The sequence below is a fragment of the Pseudomonas sp. SB113 genome, assembly GCF_040754745.1.
In the GTDB taxonomy this organism is placed as follows: domain Bacteria; phylum Pseudomonadota; class Gammaproteobacteria; order Pseudomonadales; family Pseudomonadaceae; genus Aquipseudomonas; species Aquipseudomonas grimontii.
The window spans coordinates 305,692-327,529 of record NZ_JBFMHW010000001.1; the positions used below are offsets into that span (position 1 = coordinate 305,692).

Below are 21,838 nucleotides of genomic sequence, written 5' to 3' on the forward strand. Positions count from 1 at the left end.
TCAACGACCTCACTCAGTTTAAAAGGTCGTTTTGTCATGCCCCCCGCTCTCACGGATCGAGTCTTTCCGGTTGCAGGAAAAACCCCGGATTCCTACACCTTCATCACGCAACAACTCCCACCCTGGCTGATCGACGCCCATGCGCGGCACATCGGCGCACTGAAAGCCCTGACCCCGACGATCCCACACAACCTTTCAATACCTGCAGCTCGCGCGCCGTTGAAACAAGCACTGGCCGAACAGTGGGCCGCTCAGAACGCCGTCGACAAACAATTGGCCCACTTGAGCGACCTTCGGGCCTTTGCCGAGCCACTGCTCAAGGAAGCGCTGCGGGACTATGGCGAGATCGAGGTAGCGCAGACTTCAATCCGCTTGTACTCACCGGCCAATTTGCCCTGGTGGACAATCAATGCCGCGCCCGGCGTCACTAGCCGCACCGTCACATTGCTGGATGCCGCATTGCACAATTTCTCGTCCTCGGAAACCTTCGCTGACTTTGCCTTTTTGTCCGCCGCCAACAGTCAGGGGCAACAGCGCACGCTGACCCTGACCCACGCGGTGACCGGCCAGGCGCTGACCGCCGAGACCTTCAAAGCCCTGTGCCGCACCCTCGATATCGGCGCCCGTTACCAACAGCAACTGCGCACCACCTTCGGCCTCGACAATCCGCAGGTCGCAGAACGGCTGCGCGTCACGCTCGTCAATCAGCAGAAGGCTGCCCTGAACAGCGCGGCTCACTTGGCGCTGGCCAACCGGCATATCAGCGATGAAACCTACGCCCTTGTCCAGTCCATGCTGGCGGGGCGCCCCAACCTGCGGTGGAACGGCCAGCCGGTAGATTTCTACACCCTGAACATACTGGACACCCGCGTGATCGGGCCGTGGATCATTGCGCCCCGACAACCGGATCCCCCCTCGCCTTTGCAGACCGTGATCGAAAGCCTCGCCGGGCATACCGCTGCGGTCGTGAAAATACTGGTCTACATCCCGGAGGACCCTGACCACCCACTCAAGGAATACGACTCCTCAGCCGCATTCGTCAAAGAGCTGATCCTCCAGCTGCGTTCGCCGGAGCCAGGCGCGTCGCGTCCCAGCTACCAGCCGTTTTTCAGTCAATTCATCGAACATGAACAGCGCGGCCGCTTTTTTGGACAACTCAATAACCTGCTCCAGACCGTACGCTGGCATCCCAGCCAGCCCGGGGACAGCCGCCCCAACTGGCGAGAAACGCCCGTGGAAACCCCGAACCTGCGGGTCAGCGTCCTGGCGACCCGCAACGATACCGCCAACCGCGCCGCCGTGCCTGCCTCCGATGATCTGTGGAATTACCTCTGTCGGGTCAAGCTGAACAAGATCATCAATGACGCCCGGCAAATCGCCGTCTCCACCGCCTACGCCGACCGCATGGCGCGCTGGGAATGGTGGGACAACCTGGAAAAAATGCTCTCGGACCTGTTCAACGCAGCGCTGCTGGTGATCACCCCGGTCGTGCCGGTACTCGGTGAACTGATGCTGGCCTACACCGCCTACCAATTACTCGACGACACCTTCGAAGGCATTGTCGACTGGGCCGAGGGACGGCAGCTTGAGGGATGGCAGCACATCATCGGCGTGGCTGAAAACGTTATCCAACTCGGTATCTTCCATGCCGGCGGGCAGCTCAGCCAGGTCGCCGAGACAAAGCTGTCGCCCTTTATAGCGGGACTCCAACCGGTACAAACCGCTTCAGGCGAAAACCGTCTGTGGCACCCGGACCTGACGCCCTACCAGCACCGGAATCTGAGCCTGCCCTCGGATTTCCCGCCTGAAGAGAATGGCCTGTATCACCACCGCGGCAAGAAGATTGCGCGCCAGGGCAACCGCCATTATGAAATCGTGCAGGATCCGCTGTCTCAACGCTTCCACCTCGCTCATCCCACACGTGTCGATGCCTATCGACCCTCCGTGGCACTCAACGGCACCGGCGCCTGTGTACTGGAAGGCGAACAGCCGCGCGCCTGGAGCAATCAAACGTTAATGCGTCGGTTAGGGCCGCAGACGGAGGGCTTGAGTGCCGGTGAACTGGAGCAGATTCGTATCATCAGCGATGTCGAGTTCGGCGCCTTGCGCCACATGTACGTCAACAATCAACCGACGCCACCGCTGCTGGCCGATACGTTGAAACGCTTCAAGAACGACAAGCAGATCAAAACCAGCGTCGAAAGCCTTCGCATGAACCAGCCACTGGACCCGGCGTCCTACTGGTTTGAACAAATGGTCACCGAACTGGAAGGCTGGCCAGCGGACAAGGCCTTGCTGGTTTATCAGCAGTCCGATCTTTCGGGTACCCCCCGTCGTTATGGCAGTCCGACGGCCCAGGGCAGCGATACCCTCAGCCTCAGCATCGCCGACGTCATGTCTGGCCGCCTGCCGGAGAAAGTCGTGATGTTCCTGGACGAACATCAACTCACCGCACTGCTGGCGGATATGGTGCCGGAACCGGAACGGGCCCAGGCACTGCGCGAACGGCTTGCCGAGCACATAGAACAGCAAAGTGAGTCGCTAAGACTGCACCTCTACAGCGCGCAGGAAGCTTCAGGCGACCCGCATGTCCAATTGCTTCGCAGCGAGTACCCGGACATACCGCGGAACATTGCCCAGCGCCTGCTCGAGCACACCCGCAGACGCCATCTGAAAGTGATGGATGAAGACCGACGCGTGCCGCTGGAGGTGAAAAACCAGGCCGAAGAACTGGGTTTCGAAGTCACCAGCACCCGGGTATTCGAGCAGATCCATCAGGATTGCCCCCTGTCGGTAGACGCGGAGACCCTGGCACTCAATAGCTTAAGGATGCACACCGATGCACTGGACCGGCTGCGTATCGAAATACGTGACCGAACCCCCACCGGCAACTTGCGAACCCACGTCGGCTCACTCGATGCTCCGAACATCCGTATCCTGGTGCGCAACAAAAAAGCCCAGTACCGCATCGTCAATGCCCAAGGCAGGCAGCTGCATGGCCCCACCGACTTTTACACTGCCGTTTTCCATACCCTGACAACCGACAAACACTTTATCGACGGCGAGCGATTCAGGTCATGGCTGATCGAAAAAAACAAAGCCGCCGCGCAACGACGCCTGATCCTTGCTGAACCGCCGATCCGCCCCCAGGCGCAACGTGAAACCCTGATACTGCTGGGGGGCGGCAACTTCCTCAGCACCTTGCGCCGCCTATCGCACGCAGACACCTCAACCGTGGCCCTGCAGGACCGCATTAAACGGTGGCTGCCCGAGATGTCCGAACAAGGTGTAAGAGACTTTGCTCACCAGGCGCAAAGCGAAGACGGCCTGGCCCTGCTGGTGCGCCTGGAAACCGAAGGGCAAACGCTTGAAACGACGCTGGACCGCTACGTCAGATCCAGTACCCGATGGCCAAGACGCAGCCGCCTGGAAGCGGTCGAGCGAGAACACCGTGGCAATTTTGCCCATACCCTGATGGAGGCCTGGCGCGAAGGCAGCACTCGGCTGCACGACAAGTTCGGTCAGCGACACCGCAGAGTTCAACTGGACCTGTCTGAAATACCCTGGCCCGAAAAAATTCCGGAGTTGCCAGCGGACCTGCGACAAGTCACACACCTGATCATAAACGGTGTTGATTTCACCCCTGAGCGAGCGCGTTTCTTGCAGCACTTCCCCCATCTGCGCAGCCTCGACCTGGGAGGCAACGCGTTAACAGCGTTGCCAGCGGCCCTTTCACACATGAGCCTGCTCAGGGAGTTGAACCTGGCGCATAACAAGATCGTCCTGGATGGCCCGGCGCTGGCGCATCTGCGTGGCCTCAAGCGCCTGCGCCTGTTGAGCCTGGAGCACAACCCGTTGGATGCAGTGCCGGATGTCAGCTTGATGCCCGATCTGGATATGCTCCTGCTCAACCACACCCATATCCAGGAGTGGCCCGCTGGACTCTTTGCACAATCGCGTCCCGAAACATTCATCCTGGAGCTGCAAGGCACTTCCATCACCGACGTCCCCGATGTCGCGGTTGATTCCGAAACGGCAACCATGATTGCCCTTACCCGGCTGGACCGCACAAGCCTGAGCCTGGAAGCGCAGAACCGCTTGGAAGCCTACAGAATAGCCGCCGGGCTTGACCCTCATCGGTCCTATGAGCCCCTGGGTAAAAGCGATTTTTGGGTTGAAGACCTGGATGATGAAAACCGCGACAAATATCGAACGCTTTGGGACGCGCTGGAACATGAGCACGACTCCCAAGGCTTCTTCGAAGTGATCCGGGCGCTCGAACCTCCGGAGTTCTTCGAAGACTCAAGCGATGAAGCGCTCTACACACACAACAACGCGCAGATGAGATCACAACTACGAACCATGCTCTCGGCCATGTACGGCGACGCCGATCTACGCAAAAAGTTGTTCAGGATGTCCAGTTTTCCAGGCCTGTGCCCGGATGCAGGGTTACAGATTTTCACCAACATGGGCATCGAGGTAGAAGCCAACCAAGCACAGTATTTCAGCCGCACGCCCGCCGAACGCGAAACGCGTATGGTCAAGCTGGCAAGGGGCGCCGCCAACCTCAAACTGCTGAACCACGTGGCGCGCTCCGACATTGCCCACCGCCTCAAGCCTGTCGAACAAGGCGGGCTGGGACTGCGACTGACCTCACAGGTGGTCGACGGCCAGCCGGGGACCGTCGACGAAGTGGAAGTCCATTTGGCCTACCAGACACGCCTGGCCGGTCGGCTCGGGCTGCCCTGGGTCAGCGAACACATGCTGTATCGCGCAACGGCCGAGGTCAGCGAAGCGTCCATCACCCAGGCCTACACGGCGGTACTGGCGTTAAGCGAGGGTGACGGCCTGGTGGACCAAATGCTGCTGGAACCGTACTGGGAGCGCTTCCTCAAGGAGCAATACGCAACGGACTATGAAGCGAACCAAATGAGCACCGAAAAACAGTTGGCACTGCTCGATAAGCTCAGGGACGAACTGCACGCCTATGCTCATTCCACGGAGTTAACCGACGAACAGCGCGCGCAAAAACAGCAGGCATTGCAAGAATGGGTGCAACAGCTGCTGGTCGAAGACCGGGTACCGCTCGACGAGGCAATGTCCGATGAACTCTATGGCCAACTGCTCAGCGACGTGAGCGAACGCAGCAAGGAATGGTCCCGTGAGCAGACCCACCAGTTACTGCGAAGAAGTGCCGAATAACGCTACAACGAACCGGCGCGTCGTTTGACACGCCAGACGTTGCAGGGCGCAGCCGGCTCAAGCGCGTCACGGTGCCAGGAAATCAAACACCAGGTGCACCGTGCCGTAATACTCACCGCCGCGATAACCGCCTTCGGGCTCAATCGCGGCGATGTTCAGCTCAGCGCGGCGGCCCACGCGAGCCTCATCGGCGTTGACCACCTGCGTGGGCTCCAGGGTCAGCGCAACCTGGTTGAACAACACCTGCAGGTCGATCCGGTTGCGGCCGTTGAACAGGTAAGCTTCAGCCCCCAGTCGAGCAGCGACCCCGCCGTTGAGGTTTTTTACGTCGAAGTTCTTGCGCAGGCGGCCCAGTTCCGACGTCACCAGGTTCCAGGCCAGCAATTGCTCCTGGCCCATCCAGTCCGGCTCGGACGGCAGCACGTAGGCCTCATGCACCGGTATGGTCACCGAGACGTCGAACGAGTGGCGCTCCTGGATCGCTGCGGTGTGGTTAGCCGCCAGCATGCAGGCCGCCAGTACCCCTAGTCTTGTCAGCTGCTTGAACATCATGATCACCCGTTACTTTTTTCGACCTTCATCGGTTTTTTATCCAGCCCTTCCACCAGCACGAAGCTGTAGCGCCGGCCAGGCTTTTTCTCGAACGTCAATTGACGCTCGGGCAGGATGTGGTGCTTGGTGGTGGGCACGCAGTCGCTGGCGTCGGTGGCCGAGCAATCGTGAAACTCATCGAGCACCACCGTGCTGTTGCCGGCGTTGCGCACTTGGTATTGCTCGGCCGTCTCGTTGATCCGGGTGTCAAAACGCGTGTCTTTGGGGCGCACGAAAAACACCGTGCCGTAGCCGGCCATGACGTTGATCCCGGCTGCCAGATGGTCCTTGTAATCGGCACGCTCTTCATCGCTGATGCCGAAGTTGTCGTCTTTTTCCGGTACCACGGGGATGAAGCGCAGGCGGAAATAACGCTCCTTGTCCCGCGGCCCCATGTACAACAGGCGGGTGCCCTGGCGCCCGTTCACCGGCACGATCAAGCGCGACGGGCTGGCCATCAGGCCGTCGCGGCTGGTGGTGATGCCCTTCTCATCAGTCATCGAAGCCACCGGCACTTCGCGGGTAGTACCGTCGGCGTTGTAGAGGATCTCCAGCACGTTGACCTTGACGAACGCGGTACTGGTGCCGCCATTGAACACGCGCTTGAGGTAGGAGCTGCGATCGCCCTCGAGGTAGTCATACACCACCCCGACATTGATCAACGGCCCGGCGTGGGCCGTGAGGGACATCAGGCACAACCCGATCCATAACACTGCTTGTTTCATGTTTACTACGCCTCATTGATTGAATGCGGCGGGCCGGGCCCGCCGATGGTGCAGGGCCGGGCTAAATTTCTGAGTCCCAGATCACGGTCGCCACGCCCGTATAGGTGCTGCCCGGCTGCTTGAGCATCTCGGCCATGTCGTCACGCAGGACTTCAAAGTGCAGGGTGCCGGGTCGATTGTTGACGTAGAACAACGGCTGGAACAAATCGGTACCGTCGCCATCCAGGCGCAAGGGGCGCTTTTGCACGGCCTGGTTGCCCCGCCCGTCGATGCCGCTGGGCAGCGTCACGGCGATCTGCAGCGGCACCTCGTCGCCATTGGCGTTGCGCAGGCCACAGGTGTTGCCCATGACGATCGAACACTCCAACTGCATCTTGAACCGCGAACTGGCGGCGATGCGGAACGTCTGGTCGCGGTACAGCCGCGTGGGCGCACGGCCGCGGTTGAGCCAGGCTTGCCAGCCGCCGTCGGGGAGCAGTTCGATGCGGTTGCCGCCTGGGGGGATGTCGACCTTGAGGTCGTGCTCCACGCTGAGGATGAAGTCGAAAGTGAGGGCGTTCTTATTCAGGACCATCACGTCGCCAAAGTCGTAATCGCCGCCGGGCCCCATGGTGTAGGTGATGCTGCCGTGGTATTGACCACCGGACATGGTCAGGGGGTTGGGTGTTCGGAGTTCGTAGGCGTACTCCATGGAGTTGTACCTCATAGCACTAAAACCTACCGAGGGTTTTCGACCACAAGGCCCCGCCCCTTCGGGTGTCAGCCAGAAATAGGAAGCCCAACGATCACTGGCAGCAAGGTGACCAGTGCGTTGACAGGGGCTTGGTGCATTCCGCCATTGAGATGACCAACCAATACCCGGCTGCGCCCAGCCCGATACGCCGGGTGGATGGGACACGGTCCACAATGAACCGACACCTGCGATACGCAGTTGTACCGTCTCGGTTTCCCCGGTGGCGGTATGGGTCACTTGCAGGTCTCGCCAGTCCGACGGCACCTTGACCATAAAGCCCTTGCGGTCATCTTCATGATTGGCTTCGATGGGCTGGTTGGACTGTGCAGTGAAGTCGTTATCGCGCAGGCTGAAAATGCCCAACGCCCGGCACTGGGTCGGAATATGCGCCGCACAGATCGAGCTGATCGGCGTGGTGTTTTCGAAGTCGTTCTTCATCGGGTTGGCAGGGTCTGGCCGAAACCGCGCGGTGATCTGCTCGGCCGCCTGCAACGCGGATGAGCCGAGCCACAACGCAGCGCCCATGGACAGGATCAAGGTGTTGAGGGGTTTCATCGTCAGAGTTCTCGTCATGGCACTCAACCTGCGGTCTGGGTGCTGGAGGTGTTTTCAGCCAGGGTGTCCGGCGTGCAACGCAGGTCACCGATCATCAACACGTCGTTTTCATTGGCGGTGGTGGCCGGATCCAGGCGGAACTGGCACAACAGCTGGTTGCGGTAGCGCACTTCCAGGGTCGGTGAGCTGGCGCTCATTTCCATGGAGAAGAACCCGTCGACTTCGCTGATCCCACGGCTGGCGTGGTTGATCACGTGATGCCCCTTGAGCGGCTGGCCCTGGGCGTCGATCAAGCGACCGAGCACCGATACGGTCTTCATCACTGTGATTTTCCGGTAGTCCACCCCGCCCCTGTTCAGGTGGTAGGTGGTCCGCCCCGGCTGGATGTTGGCGGCCGGCGGGTGATTGCCTTCGAAGTCGAAGTTCACCGTGCTGCTCTTGTAGGCCGCCACCGGCACGAAGTTGCGCCCGGGCCGCAAAATGGCGCCGCCACCGCTGAAGTCGTCGGCGCGCAAGGTGATCTCATCCAGGTCGGTCTCGACGTCAACGATCATGCCGGCGCCATTGGTCTGGTACTGGCTGGTCATCAACATCTGGTCGCCACCGGCGACGAAGGTGCTGTGCAGGTTCAGGCCACCGCTGAGATCGCCATTGAATGAGCTGCGCTGGATAAAGCCGTCGCCGCTGACCACATCGCTGTCAAAGCTGGCCATGCCTGACAGGCCGACGCCGTAGGTGTCGGTGATTGCTGTGGCCGAGACGCTTTGCAGCAGATGGTCGGTGAGGTCCTGGCGGTAGGTGACCGAGGCATTGTTATCACGGCCGCCATCGCGCGCGGTTCGGGTGCCGATGCTGCCGGATATCTGCCGACCATCGCCGCCCAGGGCCAGGTTTACGGAAAGGTCCACGCCACGGTTGCGCTGGTCGTTGGTGCCGGAAGTGCCCGGCCGGTCGAACACTGAGAAACGCCAGTTGGCATCGCTGCCCCACAAGGTGTCGCGGCGGCTCCAGCCCAGGTCCAGCCCGGTGCCTTCAATGTTGCCTTCGCTGTGGGACAGGCGCATGTTCCAGGAGTTTTTCGCGTCGATCCGATGGTTGACCGAGAGTGCCGAATTACTGGTCTGGCCGACAAAGGTATTGCGCCGCAGGCGTGTGCCGTCGGGCAGGGTTTCATAGGTATCGCGGGTATCGAGCCAGCTGCGGTTATGACTGAGCACCAGGTTGGTGGCGCCAAAGGTGTACAGCCCCTGCAGGTCCATGCCGGTGCCGTGTTCGCGGGTCTGGTAGACATTCGTGTAGAGACTGGTGTTGTTGGCAACCGTCCAGTCCACCGAACCGCCGTATTGCAGTTGCTCGCGCACTTCACGTGCCGACAGGCCGAGGATCACTCGGGGGTGCACCAGGTAATTGACGGACGCGCCGGCCGTGATCGCGCCGGTGGCCTGTTCATCCCAGTTGCTGAACAACTTGGTTTCACGCCCGGCGAACACGTTGTAGCGCCAGCGGTCATCGACATTGCGCCAGTTGCTGGGCTTGTAGACCAGTTCCTGGGTGGTGCCGACGGTCAGGCCGTCCTCCACCAAACGCACTTCCACTTCATAGATACCGCCGGGCAAAGGACGCGTGTCCAGCGTCTGTAACCCTGCGGCTACCGCCTGGGTGTTGATCAGCAGGCCGTTGCGGTAAATCTCCACGGCGGCCTGGCGGTTGGCGGTCACGTAGATCGGGTAGACACTGGCTTTGGAATTGTTGATAGACAGGCTGTCCGAACTGCCATACATGACACCCAACGCCGTATCGGGGCTGGCGCCAAAGCTGCGCAACTGGCGCGTCAGGCCATCGGAGTTGGGGGTGAAATGCCCCAGGCGCAAAAACTGGCCTTCCAGTTCACGCTGGGTATACAGCTCATGGATCGCGTGGCGCAGTTGCTCTTCATCACCGCTCTGGCGCGCCAGTTGCAGATTGAACACCTGGGTCCAATTGCCCAGGCTGGCACTGGCCTGCAAACCATAACGCCCGCCCAGGTCTTCGTCCTGGCCGCCGTTGAGGTTGAGCTGGTTGTTGATGATCAAGCCACGGCTGCCGCCTTCGGGCTGCTGGTAAAAGCGCGGCGCATCGTTGGCGTGTTCGACGTTCTGGGTGATGATCGACAGCAGCGAGTTTTCAAGGTTGTAGTGCACGGACACCAGTTGCTGCGGGCACGACTGGGTGCAGGCGCCGAGGGCTACGCCGCTCTCCAGCACCGCCTGCCAGGTATCGCGGATGGCGGCGGGGACTTTGCTGTCACCGAAGTCGGTGAACTCCAGCAGCGTCACACGCTCGTCCTGGGACAACACAATCAGCGCTTCACCCAGTCGTTGCTGATCCAACTCAACCTGTACCGCCAAGGGCACATCGAAGAAGTGGTCGCTGAACCCGGCCGGCAAATCCTGGGCCTGGGTCAGCAGACTGGCAGGCGTGAGCGTGCCTGGCGCGGGTGCAGCCAAGGCACTCGTACAAATCAATAGCGCAAGCGCAACCGCGATGGGCGTCATCGGGAACATGAAAGGCATACTCTGAGGGCCTGGAAACAAGGTGAAAAAGCAGGCCGGACAGTGGGGAAAAATCATCCGGCCCGAACGCCCGTTGGCCTGATGGCCCAACGGGCACTGACACCCTTAAAGTGCAGGTGTTGGCAACACCGCATCGAACACCAGCGCCACAGCGGAGGTATAGGCACCGCGCTGGGTCGCCGACGGCTTGGCCGCCACGATGCGCAGTTCTGCACCCACGCCTGGGGTGGAGTCCGCCTCGCTCACCACTTCTTTTGCCGTGCCATCAAGCACGACACCGTGCAGGGTGGTGGTCAGTGCGATGTTTTGCGCGGCGTTACCGTTGAACAGCACGGCCGGGCCGCCTTCGATGTAGGCGTGAATCGAGCCATTGGTGTTCTTCAGGTCGTAGATCGCGCTCAGCGGTGACAGCTCGCCGCTGACCAGGTTGTAGGCCATGGTTTCATCGAGACCGAAGTTCGGGTCACGTGGCTGCGCATGGAACACTGTGGTCGGGATAGTCGCCTTGATGTTGACGGTGTGGTTGGCTTCGCCGGCAGCGAATGCCATCGACGAGTTCAATGCCAGGAGGGCCAGGGGAGCAGCAATTGCGAACTTCTTGAACATGGTGATTTCCTGTTTTTTTCGGACAAGTAAGTACCTCACTGAAGGTTGACCAAAACATCAACGCGCAATGAGATCCGTTGCAATGAACTCAAGTGAGTGCAACGCGAAACAAATGATCCACTAACTTAAAAAACAGGGATGCAGGCTGGTTCCCGTACCTTCGTAGCCATTGGATACAGGGCTCGAGTGAAAATCATGGCATTTTGCCAAAACTTAAATTACATCCGTAAGACATAGACTACATGAACTAACAACAGGCTTAAGTTATGAATAAACTGTAGGAACAGTACCACAACTGTCATTAAACCAAGCAACAGCGCACCCAATAAAAGTTCGAGTATTAACTCTAATGCCCGTAATGGAACTTCACCACAAAGAATGGATTTCCAACGGACGGAAAAGGGCCCGTTGGCAGCGAATGACCGTTGGTCGCATGCCTCTGTTCGCGCAATAAGATATATCTTACGTTATGTCTAAACCAAACACAGAGAGCACCAAAATGAGAGACCATCATTCCCACCGTGACCCCGGTGACGGCTTCGAAAAACGCCCCGGCCGCGAACGCGGCGGACGTGGCCCCCGGGTATTCGCCCCCGGCGATTTGAAATTGCTGCTGCCGGCGCTGATCGCCGAGCAGGCCTGCCACGGCTATGACTTGATCCGTAAGATCGAAGCCCTCTTCGACGGGGCCTACAGCCCCAGCCCCGGGGTGATCTACCCCACGCTGACGTTCCTTGAAGAAAGCGAATTGATTACCGGCGACGCCGAAGGCGGTAAAAAACGCTACACAATCACCGACGCCGGTCGTCTCTTCCTAAGCGAACAAGCGGTTGCCCTCGAAGGTATTCGCATGCGCATGGATGTGAGCAAACGTTCGCTGCGCGGCCACGACCGCCCGCCGGAAATCCATGAGGCGGTGCACAACCTGCGCCACGCCTTACATTCGCACCACGGGCGCTGGAGCCCGGAAGAAATCACACGTGTCGCAGCGCTGCTCAACGGCACTGCCCAAGCCATTGCTGACGGGAAAGCTCAATGAACACTCAAGCCATCCATCGCGTCACCCACGAAATCAAACGCCGCCGCCTGGACGTCCTGCGCGTGGTCGACATCACCCCGCGCATGCGCCGCATCACCCTGGGCGGGCCGGAGCTGGCGGGCTTTATCAGCCTGGGCAGTGACGATCACATCAAGCTGCTGTTCCCGCAGAACGCCGCCGAACAAGCGGCGCTGGAAAGCCCGACCTTCAGCATCAAGGGCGACGGCCCGCAACCGGCGATGCGCGACTACACACCGCGCCGCTATGACCTGGCCAGCGGCGAACTGGACATCGACTTCGTGCTGCACGGCGATGGCCCTGCCTCCACCTGGGCCGACCAGGCCAAGGTCGGACAGCACCTGTACATCGGCGGCCCACGCGGCTCGATGATCGTGCCGGACATCTTCGACAGCTACCTGCTGATCGGCGACGAAACCGCCCTGCCCGCCATTGGCCGCCGCCTGGAAGAACTGCCGGCAGGGCGCAAGGTCCTGGCGGTGATCGAGATCGAAACTGCGGCGGAGCAGCAAACGCTACGCAGTGCTGCCGATGTGGACGTGATCTGGGTAGTGCGCGGTCAGGACGATCTGTTGCAAACGGTGCAGAACCTGACGCTGCCAGGCGGCACGCTTTACAGCTTCGTCGCGACCGAAACCAAGCTGTCGCGCCAGGTACGCCGGGTACTGCTGGACACGCACAAGGTCAATGAGGAATTCCTCAAGGCCGTGGGCTACTGGCGTGCGGACGGCAGCGAAGAGGAGTAAGCGTCACGGTGCGAGTACGTCATGGCACCCCCATTACGAGCACACCGCTGCCGCTTACAGCCCCAGCGGCAGGCAAGGACCCGGCGCGCCTTACCAGGGAAAACGTCACATCGTCGCCGCCCACACTGTTGGTAATTTGGGTCAGGAATGCCCCCCCGACTTGAACCGCACTGGCACCCCGGACAAGGGCCGTCCCCACGTCCGGGTTGGTCATCAGCAGCAGGCGCGTGTCGAACGACGAGGGGCTGCCTTTGTAAGTGATGGTGATCGGCGTGGTGATCCCGCCGTCCGGGCATGAATAAGTGAGCCGGCGGTTGCTGCGCACGGACGTGGTCAGCGGATCGGTACCGATTGCTCTCTGGTGAACATTGCCGAAGTTGATCTCGATCGGGTTGTTATTGTTGATCGTGCAGGTTGACGGGGAAATGGTGAAGTTGTTGGCGGCCGTATAAGTGACGGTGAGTTGCGGCCGAGTGGCGTCGTAATTGTTCGAGCTGGTGAGACGCAACAGGCCGAGGGTGTCTCCCGCTCGAATATTGATCGGATTGGAGGGGCTGTGGCGTACCTGGATATAGGGGGTGATATTGATGGGGTAACCGACCCCGTTGTTGGGCATGGTGGCCACCCGTATACCCGCCGGAACCGGGGTATTGAGGAACGCGCCATTGATGCGTAAACCACTCTGTTCACCGGCGAACCTGGGGCCGGGTGTCCAAGGCGTCCCAGAGGCATTGCCAGTTTCCCAATAATCCGCTCCCCAGACGGGGCCTGCGCCAGCCGTAAACCGACATTCGAGCCGAGCACCTTCCATCAGAATCCTCGTGCGATCGGTATCGAGTCGTACAGCTACGGGGACGGTCAGATGAGTGACGCGCGCCCACTCACCGCCATTGACCCGACAGTCTACGGCCTGCACGGTCGTGCTGACGCCAATCAACAGCAGAAGCCCAAGGGCTCTGTCATATAGTCGTTTCATTTTTGATCTCTCGTTGCTTCTCTACCCAGGCGCTATCCAGCAAACAATCAGCCCGTGTAAACCGGGTTGACCTGAAAGCCAATGCCAATGCCGATGCACCCGGTTCTTGAGCGTTTGGATTACGGATAGTCCAGCGTAAAAGTAGAGGTCACGGTGTATGCGCCATGGCCAATGGTCTGGTCCCTGATGGCATTCGGCTCACCCTGCACATAGGCTTTGAGCTCAATCACATTGCTGCCATTGCTCAGCACCTGTTCGTCGCTGACCTTATTCAGGGGCAATGGCTTATTGCTCAGCGTCTCCAGCCCCAGCCCGATACCCGAGGCACCACTGCCACCATCCAGCGCGAACAATCCGGGTAGCGCCCGGTTTTCCACACCACTGAATGTGATGGTCACCGTGTTGCCGATGGTGGTGTCACAGTCCTCCAGATGCAGCTTGAAACCTTTGCCCACCGAACGCGTATTGATGTAGAGGTGCTTGCTGGTCAGGTCCCAGAGCTCCAGGGTGATTGCCTCGTCGCCAGGCCGGATAGTGCAGGCCTCTTCAACCAGGTTGCCCTTGAAATTCAGGTTGTCCGCCGCATGCGCTTCGGGGATCAGGCTGAAGGCTGTCACCCACGCCAGCAAGGCACACAGCCACCCTCGATGAACACTCTCATGTCCCATGGATTCAACTCCTACTGGTATTCGGCCAACAGCGTGGCCACCGCTGTAAACCTTGCGGGGGCCAGCGTTGCACCCGGTTGTTTGACCGGCACGACTTCCAATACCGGTGGTGACGACACGGTTATGTCCAGTGGCGTATTGAGTCGAAACGGCAGGTTATTCTGAAATATCCGAATACCCAGGTCTGGCGCGCTGGTCTGCAATGCCGCGCCGTCGAACGTCGTCGGTGTGCCGTTGACACTCAACTTCAGCACCCACGGCAGCGTGTCGGTACCACAGCTGATGGTGTAGCCGACCCCGCGACGGTATCTCACGCCATCGACGCGCTTTACCCCGACATCCCCGAAATCGACTTCAATTTTGTTCCCCGCATCGATGGTGCAGGGCGGCGGTTCGTTGAGCGTCCCGCTGAACGTCAAGTTGGCCGAGGCGCCGCTGCTGAGGCCGATGGAACACAAGGCGAGCAAGGCTCGCTGCTGCCAACAGATCATTGATCGTTCCTCATCACTGGTAATCGACCACAAGGGTGGCGGCGGCATCAAACGCGCCCCCCGCCAGTCGGCTGCCCGCGCGTTTGACAGGCACCGCCTGCACGACGGGAAAGTTGGGGTGCGTAAAATTCACGGCCGCATTCAGGGGCCAGTCAGTGCCGTTAACGAACAGTTTTACCCCTAGATCCGGGTTGCGGGTCGAGAGTACGCGACCATCAAACGAAGCCCCTGTGCCCCTGAGTTCAAGTTTCATCGCGTTGCTGAACGGGGCGTCACAGGTGACGGTATAGGGCACATTGCGGCGATAGTTGACGCCGTCCACCCGTGACGTCAGAAGGTCATTGCCAAAGGGCACATTGAGCGTACTCCCGCCGTTAATGACGCATGGAGGAGGCGCAATGATGACCGCGCGGATGATCAGGCTGGTGTCGGCCTGCACACCCTGGCTGACGGCCCACAGCAGGCCTCCCCCTATAAGAATGGCCCGCGAGCCGACTGCCTTCGTCATTAGATTGCCCTCACTCATAACTGAGCCTGAAATCCACCACGGCCCGAAATGCCCCACTGGTCAACGGAGCGGAGGTGCGCGTGGGTTGCACATGCCAGGTCTGGAGACCGCTGCCCTCGTTCAAAAACAACGGCTCACCCCGGGAGCCCAGCTGTACATCCCGCCCCAGGGTATCGGTCAAACGCAGCCCCATCCCGGTGATGCCTTGCACTTTGACCAGCCGTGGATCATCGGCGTCGGCAGGCGCGACAAACGTGACCGACAGCACCGGTTGATGGGAGCTCCATGCCAGGTTCCCGGTACGCTCACTGCGGATACTGCCTGCGGTGCGCTGGCAGTCCTGGAAGCGCAGCTGAAAGGGCCTCGATGGCGCCTGATCGCCAGGTCGTTGCAACTGGCTGGCCGACACGGCGCCCAGGTCAATCGTTTGATGGCGCGATGTCATCTCCAGGCTGCAAGGCGATTCATGCATGGACCCGTTAACGTTCAACCGGCCACGCTGGCCATCGATACCGTCGTCATCCTCGGCGCCCACGCGCGCCGCCAAGGCCAATAACACGCAGCCCAGGACCTTCACGTTGTGCGACTTCATGGCCTTCTCCCGCAGCAGACGCTACTCATTAGGCGATGAGACTTGCGCGTTCACCGTGCAAGTCTCGCCACTGCAGGTGAACGCCAGGAGCGGGCGTCCACCGTAATCGTTCACATAGGCCAGATAGGGGGCCTCGCCAAGTGCCTTGGCCGTTGGCCCCAAAGCCAGCGTGCCCTTGGGCGGGATCATCACCGGTTCAAAGCCCGCCACGGTTTTGCCGTCTTTGCTGCTGCGCGCGTCCACCAGGGACACGTAGTAAGGCGTGGGGTTACTCACCTGGTAACGGTCACCTTGCCGGGTGAGGGTGAGCTTTTCCTGCCAGGGATTGGCCAAGTCCTGCTGGCTGGGCATGATGGCTTGCGGGCGGTAAAACAATTTGATACGGGTCTGCAGCGCAATTTGCAGGGTGTTGGATTTGTCGCTGCGCGGCGGAATTTCCCGCAGGTTGAAGTAGTAGACGGTCTCGCGATCCTGGGGCAACGATTTGACCGCCGGCAACGCCTGGACTTTCACCTGGCTTTGTTTACCGGGCTCCAAGCGTTGAACCGGCGGCAGCACGATCAAGGGCGAGGTGATTTTGTTACCCTGCTCGTCCTCGATCCACCCCTGGGCGAGGTACGGCAACTGGGTGTTGTTATTGGTAATGTTCACGCTGGTGGCATCCTTGCCCCCATCAAAAACCACACGGGTCCGGTCCAGGCCAACCGCAGCGTCAGCGTTCGGGTTGAGGCCCAGAGCCAGCAGTGCGAAGACCAGGAGTGTAGGGCGCGTATTGAGCATCATGAGGCGGTGTTCTCCGTATCGGTGCGCTTCCCGGTCAGCGCTGCTGGCTCGGGTGAGGGTTGATCAGTGGCGACACTCTGGCAGTACAGTTGCAGGGCATCGGTCAAGCTGTCGGCTGGCAAAACCACAGGCAGCGTGAGCAGGCATTGGTCGATGCCGCCCCAACTGACGATCATCTGCTCGCCGGCCTGGATGCCGCTCAGGTAAACGGCGCCGCCGTCGTTCACAATTCCGGTGTCCTGCTGTTTTATGTTTTTCACCGTCGCGCCGAAAGGCGGTGAACTGCCATCCGGCAGGCGCAGGACTGCCATGGCCTTTTCACCGGCAATCACTTCCAGCGATCGATAACCAATGGCCCCGTCGGTGAGTGTCAGTTGCGTCACCGACTGAGTGGCCTCGACGTTGCTCGGCAAGCTCTCCAGGTCAACACTGGCGGCCGTACGCTGGTAGCTGCTGATATCGGAGATCACCGCTTTGCCGAAGGCATTGGTGCGGGTCGACACGCCGTAACCCCGCACAGGCACGTCAGGTACCCCACCGGTGTCGAGCATCAGGCGGGTCCCGCCAACGGCATTGGTTCGGTGCAGGGCCGCACCGTAGGGCGTGAGCGTGCCGCCACCGCGAATAGACGCACTGAGGGTTCTGCCATTGCCTTGTTGTGTGCTGGCACTGAGATCGATATCAGCCTGGTCGCCAATGTGGCTCAGATAACCACTGGCAGAGCTGTCGCTGGCACTGAGCTGGTAGCTGTTACGTTCATCGATGCGGTCACTGTAACGCGTGGAAAAGCTCTCTTTGCCCGAGGTCCTGCTCCCATCCATCGACAGTGTGCCGCTGCGCCCCAATGGCAGGCTGACCGTCAGTGCCATCCCGTTATCCTTGTAGGCGTACTCCTGACTGCGGTACATGTTCAGGGACAGGCTCATGTTCCTGACGGAGCCCACATTGAAGTAGCGCGACATCGACAGGTTCCAGCGCTGCGTGTCCGGGCGCCCCCAATACGTCTGTCTGTTGTAACTGGCGTAGACGGTTGTCCCAAGGTCACGAAACTGCTTATTGAGCGTCACCGTATACAGTGCCTTGCTGTCGCCAATCGGTTTCCAGCCCTCGATGAACTCAACGTTATCGATTTCGCCGCGCTCGCCGTTCAACCCGTAATGGCGAGCGTCCAGGTACTCACTCATGCTCAAGTAGTTTTTCTCGGAAAACCGGTAACCGGCAAACGTCACCTGGCTGTCGTACTGCTCGAAGTGCTTGGAATATTGAAGGCGGTAGGATTTGCCCGAGAGTGTCTGATTCCACACACTGGCGTGGGACTGAGTGGCATCCAGCGATACGGCTCCAAGCGCCAACAGGTCACGACCGACCCCGACAGACAACGCACGGTAGTTGTTATCGGTGATAGCGCCGCCGAACAGCGACCAGCCATTGCTGACGCCCCAGGAGAACTCGCCGGTACCGAAAACATTGCCATCGGCGCCATATTGAAGATCGGAGGGTCGCCCCGCCGCCAGCTTGTAACGAACCTGGCCAGGGCGCGTCAGGTAGGGAATGCCTGCCGTATCGATCTGGAAGGTGTGTACCGAACCATCCTGCTCTTCCACCCGCACATCCAGGGTGCCGCTCACGGCGTCATTGAGGTCCTGAATACGATACGGGCCTGCCGCGACCAGCGTTTCATACAGCACGCGGCCCTTCTGGCTGATAACAACCCTGGCATTTGTTTTGGCGACCCCTACCACTTCCGGCGCGTAACCACGCAAGTTGGGGGGCAGCTGGCTTGCATCCGAAATGAGAGAGGCGCCGGTATAGCGGAAGCTGTCAAACAGGTCCGAATACAGGTAGTCCTCTCCCACCGTCAGGCGCGCCTTCAGTGCAGGCACTGCGCGATAAGCGTAGTAACGACTCCACTCCAGTTGTTGTTGGTCCCCGTACCCGCTGTTGAGGCCTTTTTCGACACGCGCCTGCCAGTCCGCCCTCAAGCGCCAGGCCCCGGCATTCGCTCCCAGGGTGCCGTTACCACTGAGATTGTTACGGGTGCCGTCATTCTTCTGATAACTGGACTGCACCGTCATGTTGTAATCGACCAGCAGCCCCGGCACGCCCTCATCCCAACGGGAAGGCGGATCCCAATTGATGGCGCTGTATTCAAGGTAGGCCTGGGGCACGCTGATGTTCAGCGTGGAGGTGGCCAGGTCGCCACCGACCTCCATGCCCGGCAAGCTTTCTATATCCAGGCAGTCGCTGCCTTTCCACCACTTGAGTTCAGCAGCGCCCGACGCCTTGAGGCCCAACAGGCCCACCAGGGCCGGCGACAAACACGCCTGGCTGCCTTTAGGATCATTATCGGGAGGATAGAAAGCCACTGATTGCTCGGCAATCGCCTGGTTATTGATCTGCACCACCATCGAGTAAGTGCCAGGCAGAATAAAACCGCTGCGCGCGAACTGAGACAAGTCAATATTAGTTCGATCACTCAGATCAAGAACGTCCGTATTAAACTCAATTTCCCCGGCAGCCATCGCAGTGGCCGGCAATAATATCAACCCACTGAAAAAGTTCGAGCGCAGCGTATTTTTGACCTTCGCCGTATTCAACATGCAAGCAACCCATCAAAGTTCAGAAATATTCCAACTTGAACCGCACTGCAGCACGGTGCGCTCCGGCCACTATGGGCAATCCGTTGCCAACAAAATGAAGCGTGAAGTGAAGCGTCATGTCGCCTTCCGACAATGGATGCGGCGTCATCGGCTGACCGGGAATACTCAATTGGCCAACGGAATCCTCGATATTGAGGGCAACACCTTGCGAGCCACCAAACACCGCAAAAGAGCGACCACCTCTGTCGGTGGGGCCGTCAAATGTCACCCGTAGGTGCTGCCAGTCGGGCAGCGTTACCCCAGGGCGCAACGGGTCGGTGCGACTCAACGTACAATTGACCAGGCGTAACTGGAAGGATTGGTCCCCTCCCCTGGCGCGTCGCAAAAACCGGCCAATGGGCTCGGGGTCCACATCGATGGTTTGATCGACACTGACCAATTCCAGCCCACAGGCCGAGTCAACAACCTCTCCTCCCAGCGTGACGAGCCCATCACCTTGCGCAGGCACCTGGGCAGCCACCCAAGGGCTGATGAACATCGTCAATGAAGAGGTAATAGCGAGACTTATGAATGTTTTCACCTATGCCTCCACCAGCCTCCCCCGCCACGCTGGGTGGCGGGGGAAAAAGCTTACTGATAAGCCAAGGTGAAATTGGTCACCGCGCTGAAATCGCCCGGTACGATGTCGCCCGTAGCAGCGCCTTGCACATAGGCACCGAACTCCAGCGTGTTATCACCGGCGGCAATGACCTGCGGGGTGGTAGCCACACCCAACTGAACGGGTTGGCTGCCATGGGTCATCATGATGCCCACATTGCCCGCGCTACCGACGGTGCCCAGCGCACCCGGCACGACGCTGGAAGGCGCACCCGTGAAAGTGGTGGTCACGGTGTTATCGGTGAGGCCGGCCAGATCGCAACCTTCGAGTTCAATCAGCACGCGCCGAGGCTCGGACTTCCCTCCCGTCTGCAGTTGATGCTTGGCGATCGCGCCAAGGGGAATGGTTTGATCGACGGAGTCAGGCTTGATGGAGCAGGCTCCGGAATGGACCGAGCCCAAAAACGTGATCGTTCCATCCGCAGCCTGAGCAACAGACATCGACCCTACCAACAGCCCGATAGATAACAGCACGGTGTTCATTTTAGCTTTCATGTATAGAGGCTCACATAGTAATAAACGTCATTTAGTCATTCCGCCGCCTTAGCACGCAGAACGTCCTACCTTTTTTCCAATTACTTGCATTGCAACTCAGCTCATTTGGTGCCCGGCGATTATCCAGTTCAACTTTTAGAAGTTAAGTCGGCTAATTCATTTAATTTCGTAGCCTGCAACACCAAGAAATGTAGGAAAATTACGATGACCAGCTAAAACTTTAAATGCATCTGTAAGAATCGGATTACACGAAGTTTAACGAGAGGGTTTTATGCATAAACAAACTTCAGGAAAATGATTACATCACCTGAAAAACCAGAGTATTTATGTGAAAAGATTAACTAATGAATTGAAGAGCTCGAGAGGAAGCGCGCAACCGTTCGACGAGACGGTGCGCGCCCAGGAGGGGTAAGGAAAGAGTCAATCAGGCGCGGGGTTTGATGAGCTTATCCAGCCCCACCACAGCCAGTGCAACCAGCACAAACCCCGCCAGAATGCCCCCGGCATTCACAAACACCTGTGGATAACCGAGGGTGCCGACGTCGATGAACGGGTATTGATACTGCCCGAGCAAATCCCCGCGCAGCAGCGCATAGGCGAAGTACACCAGCGGGTAGATCACCCACGCGCCGATGTGTTTGAGGCGCAGGGTGCCCTTGGGCACGCACCGCCACCAATAGATCAAGAACAGTACCGGCATCACGTCGTGCAGTAATTCGTCGGCGATCAATTGAAAGCCTTCGGGCTGCCACAAATGCCGCAGCAACAGGCTGTAGGCCAGGCCCACCACGACGATGCTCACCGCAATGCCACTGCTGACACTGGGGGCGAGGAAGAACCGTTTGGCCGCTGAGTCGCGCTTCACCCACGCATAGCTCAACACCACCGCCGCCAGGGTGTTGGTCAGCACCGTGAAAAAACTGAAAAAGTTGATCAGCCCGCCCAGCAGGCTGGCGCCGGCGTCCCAGCGCGAATAGAAAATCAGGTACTGCTGAATCGCCAACCCAACCCAACCGGCCAGCGCCGCTGCCGCCACATACCGCTTCATGGGCTCAGTCCAGCGGGCGTTTGGTGCGCATCAGCTTCACGTACAACCCTTCGACTTTCTCCCGTGCCCACGGTGTTTTGCGCAGGAATGTCAGGCTCGACTTGATGCTGGGGTCGCTCTTGAAACAGCGGACATCAATGCGCTCGGCGAGGCCTTCCCATTCGTAGTGTTCCACCAGGGTGGTGAGGACGTGCTGCAGGGTTACGCCGTGGAGGGGATCGTTGCTTGTTGCGGTCATGCCGGGCCTATGAAA

19 protein-coding genes are annotated in these 21,838 nt (G+C 59.5%); 3 read left to right on the forward strand and 16 right to left on the reverse strand.

Annotated features, from left to right (window positions below):
* Positions 1–36 precede the first annotated feature (36 nt).
* The gene (locus AB1462_RS01430) at positions 37–5,202 is read left to right on the forward strand and encodes a DUF6543 domain-containing protein (protein ID WP_367246030.1); all 5,166 of its coding nucleotides are present in this window, start codon (positions 37–39) and stop codon (positions 5,200–5,202) included.
* A gap of 66 nt (positions 5,203–5,268) precedes the next feature.
* On the opposite strand, the gene AB1462_RS01435 is transcribed toward AB1462_RS01430, so the two are convergent.
* From AB1462_RS01435 to AB1462_RS01455, 5 genes are all read right to left on the reverse strand, one after another.
* Entirely contained in the window at positions 5,269–5,751 is a 483-nt protein-coding gene (locus tag AB1462_RS01435) for a CS1 type fimbrial major subunit (RefSeq protein ID WP_090410129.1), read from the reverse strand.
* A gap of 5 nt (positions 5,752–5,756) precedes the next feature.
* Positions 5,757–6,518, reverse strand: coding sequence for a molecular chaperone (locus AB1462_RS01440; protein ID WP_315335543.1), 762 nt, complete (start codon positions 6,516–6,518; stop codon positions 5,757–5,759).
* Positions 6,519–6,579: 61 nt separating this feature from the next.
* Positions 6,580–7,824, reverse strand: a complete 1,245-nt coding sequence (locus tag AB1462_RS01445) for a hypothetical protein (RefSeq protein WP_367246031.1) — start codon at positions 7,822–7,824, stop codon at positions 6,580–6,582.
* A 5-nt stretch (positions 7,825–7,829) separates the two neighbouring features.
* On the reverse strand, positions 7,830–10,349 hold the full coding sequence (locus tag AB1462_RS01450; protein ID WP_367246113.1) for a CS1-pili formation C-terminal domain-containing protein: 2,520 nt from the start codon (positions 10,347–10,349) through the stop codon (positions 7,830–7,832).
* Positions 10,350–10,463: 114 nt separating this feature from the next.
* The gene (locus tag AB1462_RS01455; RefSeq protein ID WP_315335545.1) at positions 10,464–10,964 is read right to left on the reverse strand and encodes a CS1 type fimbrial major subunit; all 501 of its coding nucleotides are present in this window, start codon (positions 10,962–10,964) and stop codon (positions 10,464–10,466) included.
* A 499-nt stretch (positions 10,965–11,463) separates the two neighbouring features.
* Here AB1462_RS01455 and AB1462_RS01460 point away from each other — a divergent pair, with 499 nt between their 5' ends.
* Positions 11,464–12,003 carry a PadR family transcriptional regulator gene (locus AB1462_RS01460; protein ID WP_090408900.1) on the forward strand — a complete coding sequence of 180 codons (540 nt, stop codon included), beginning with the start codon at positions 11,464–11,466 and terminating at the stop codon, positions 12,001–12,003.
* Positions 12,000–12,767 (forward strand): siderophore-interacting protein, encoded by a 768-nt coding sequence (locus tag AB1462_RS01465; RefSeq protein ID WP_367246032.1) that lies wholly within the window; start codon positions 12,000–12,002, stop codon positions 12,765–12,767. Before AB1462_RS01460 ends, AB1462_RS01465 begins: the two co-directional genes overlap by 4 nt.
* A 19-nt stretch (positions 12,768–12,786) precedes the next feature.
* Here the strand turns inward: AB1462_RS01465 and AB1462_RS01470 are convergent, their stop codons facing one another.
* The 11 genes from AB1462_RS01470 to AB1462_RS01520 all read right to left on the reverse strand — a co-directional run bounded on the left by AB1462_RS01470 (position 12,787) and on the right by AB1462_RS01520 (position 21,823).
* Positions 12,787–13,743 (reverse strand): fimbrial protein, encoded by a 957-nt coding sequence (locus tag AB1462_RS01470; protein WP_090408902.1) that lies wholly within the window; start codon positions 13,741–13,743, stop codon positions 12,787–12,789.
* Between the two features lie 119 nt (positions 13,744–13,862).
* The gene (locus AB1462_RS01475) at positions 13,863–14,411 is read right to left on the reverse strand and encodes a fimbrial protein (RefSeq protein WP_090408905.1); all 549 of its coding nucleotides are present in this window, start codon (positions 14,409–14,411) and stop codon (positions 13,863–13,865) included.
* An 11-nt stretch (positions 14,412–14,422) separates the two neighbouring features.
* Entirely contained in the window at positions 14,423–14,902 is a 480-nt protein-coding gene (locus AB1462_RS01480) for a fimbrial protein (protein WP_090408918.1), read from the reverse strand.
* A gap of 13 nt (positions 14,903–14,915) precedes the next feature.
* Positions 14,916–15,410, reverse strand: coding sequence for a fimbrial protein (locus AB1462_RS01485; protein WP_090410133.1), 495 nt, complete (start codon positions 15,408–15,410; stop codon positions 14,916–14,918).
* Between the two features lie 10 nt (positions 15,411–15,420).
* On the reverse strand, positions 15,421–16,002 hold the full coding sequence (locus AB1462_RS01490; RefSeq protein ID WP_367246034.1) for a fimbrial protein: 582 nt from the start codon (positions 16,000–16,002) through the stop codon (positions 15,421–15,423).
* Between the two features lie 21 nt (positions 16,003–16,023).
* Positions 16,024–16,785, reverse strand: coding sequence for a fimbria/pilus periplasmic chaperone (locus AB1462_RS01495; protein WP_090408922.1), 762 nt, complete (start codon positions 16,783–16,785; stop codon positions 16,024–16,026).
* Positions 16,782–19,385: an outer membrane usher protein gene (locus tag AB1462_RS01500; RefSeq protein WP_367246035.1), complete on the reverse strand. Its 2,604-nt coding sequence runs from the start codon at positions 19,383–19,385 to the stop codon at positions 16,782–16,784. Before AB1462_RS01500 ends, AB1462_RS01495 begins: the two co-directional genes overlap by 4 nt.
* A gap of 19 nt (positions 19,386–19,404) precedes the next feature.
* Entirely contained in the window at positions 19,405–19,965 is a 561-nt protein-coding gene (locus tag AB1462_RS01505) for a fimbrial protein (protein ID WP_090408925.1), read from the reverse strand.
* Between the two features lie 50 nt (positions 19,966–20,015).
* A complete protein-coding gene (locus AB1462_RS01510; RefSeq protein WP_090408928.1) occupies positions 20,016–20,525 on the reverse strand; it encodes a fimbrial protein in 510 nt (169 codons plus the stop codon).
* A 436-nt stretch (positions 20,526–20,961) separates the two neighbouring features.
* Positions 20,962–21,585, reverse strand: a complete 624-nt coding sequence (locus tag AB1462_RS01515; RefSeq protein WP_090408944.1) for a Pr6Pr family membrane protein — start codon at positions 21,583–21,585, stop codon at positions 20,962–20,964.
* 4 nt (positions 21,586–21,589) lie between these two features.
* Positions 21,590–21,823, reverse strand: a complete 234-nt coding sequence (locus tag AB1462_RS01520; protein WP_016977534.1) for a VF530 family DNA-binding protein — start codon at positions 21,821–21,823, stop codon at positions 21,590–21,592.
* Between the last annotated feature and the right edge of the window lie 15 nt (positions 21,824–21,838).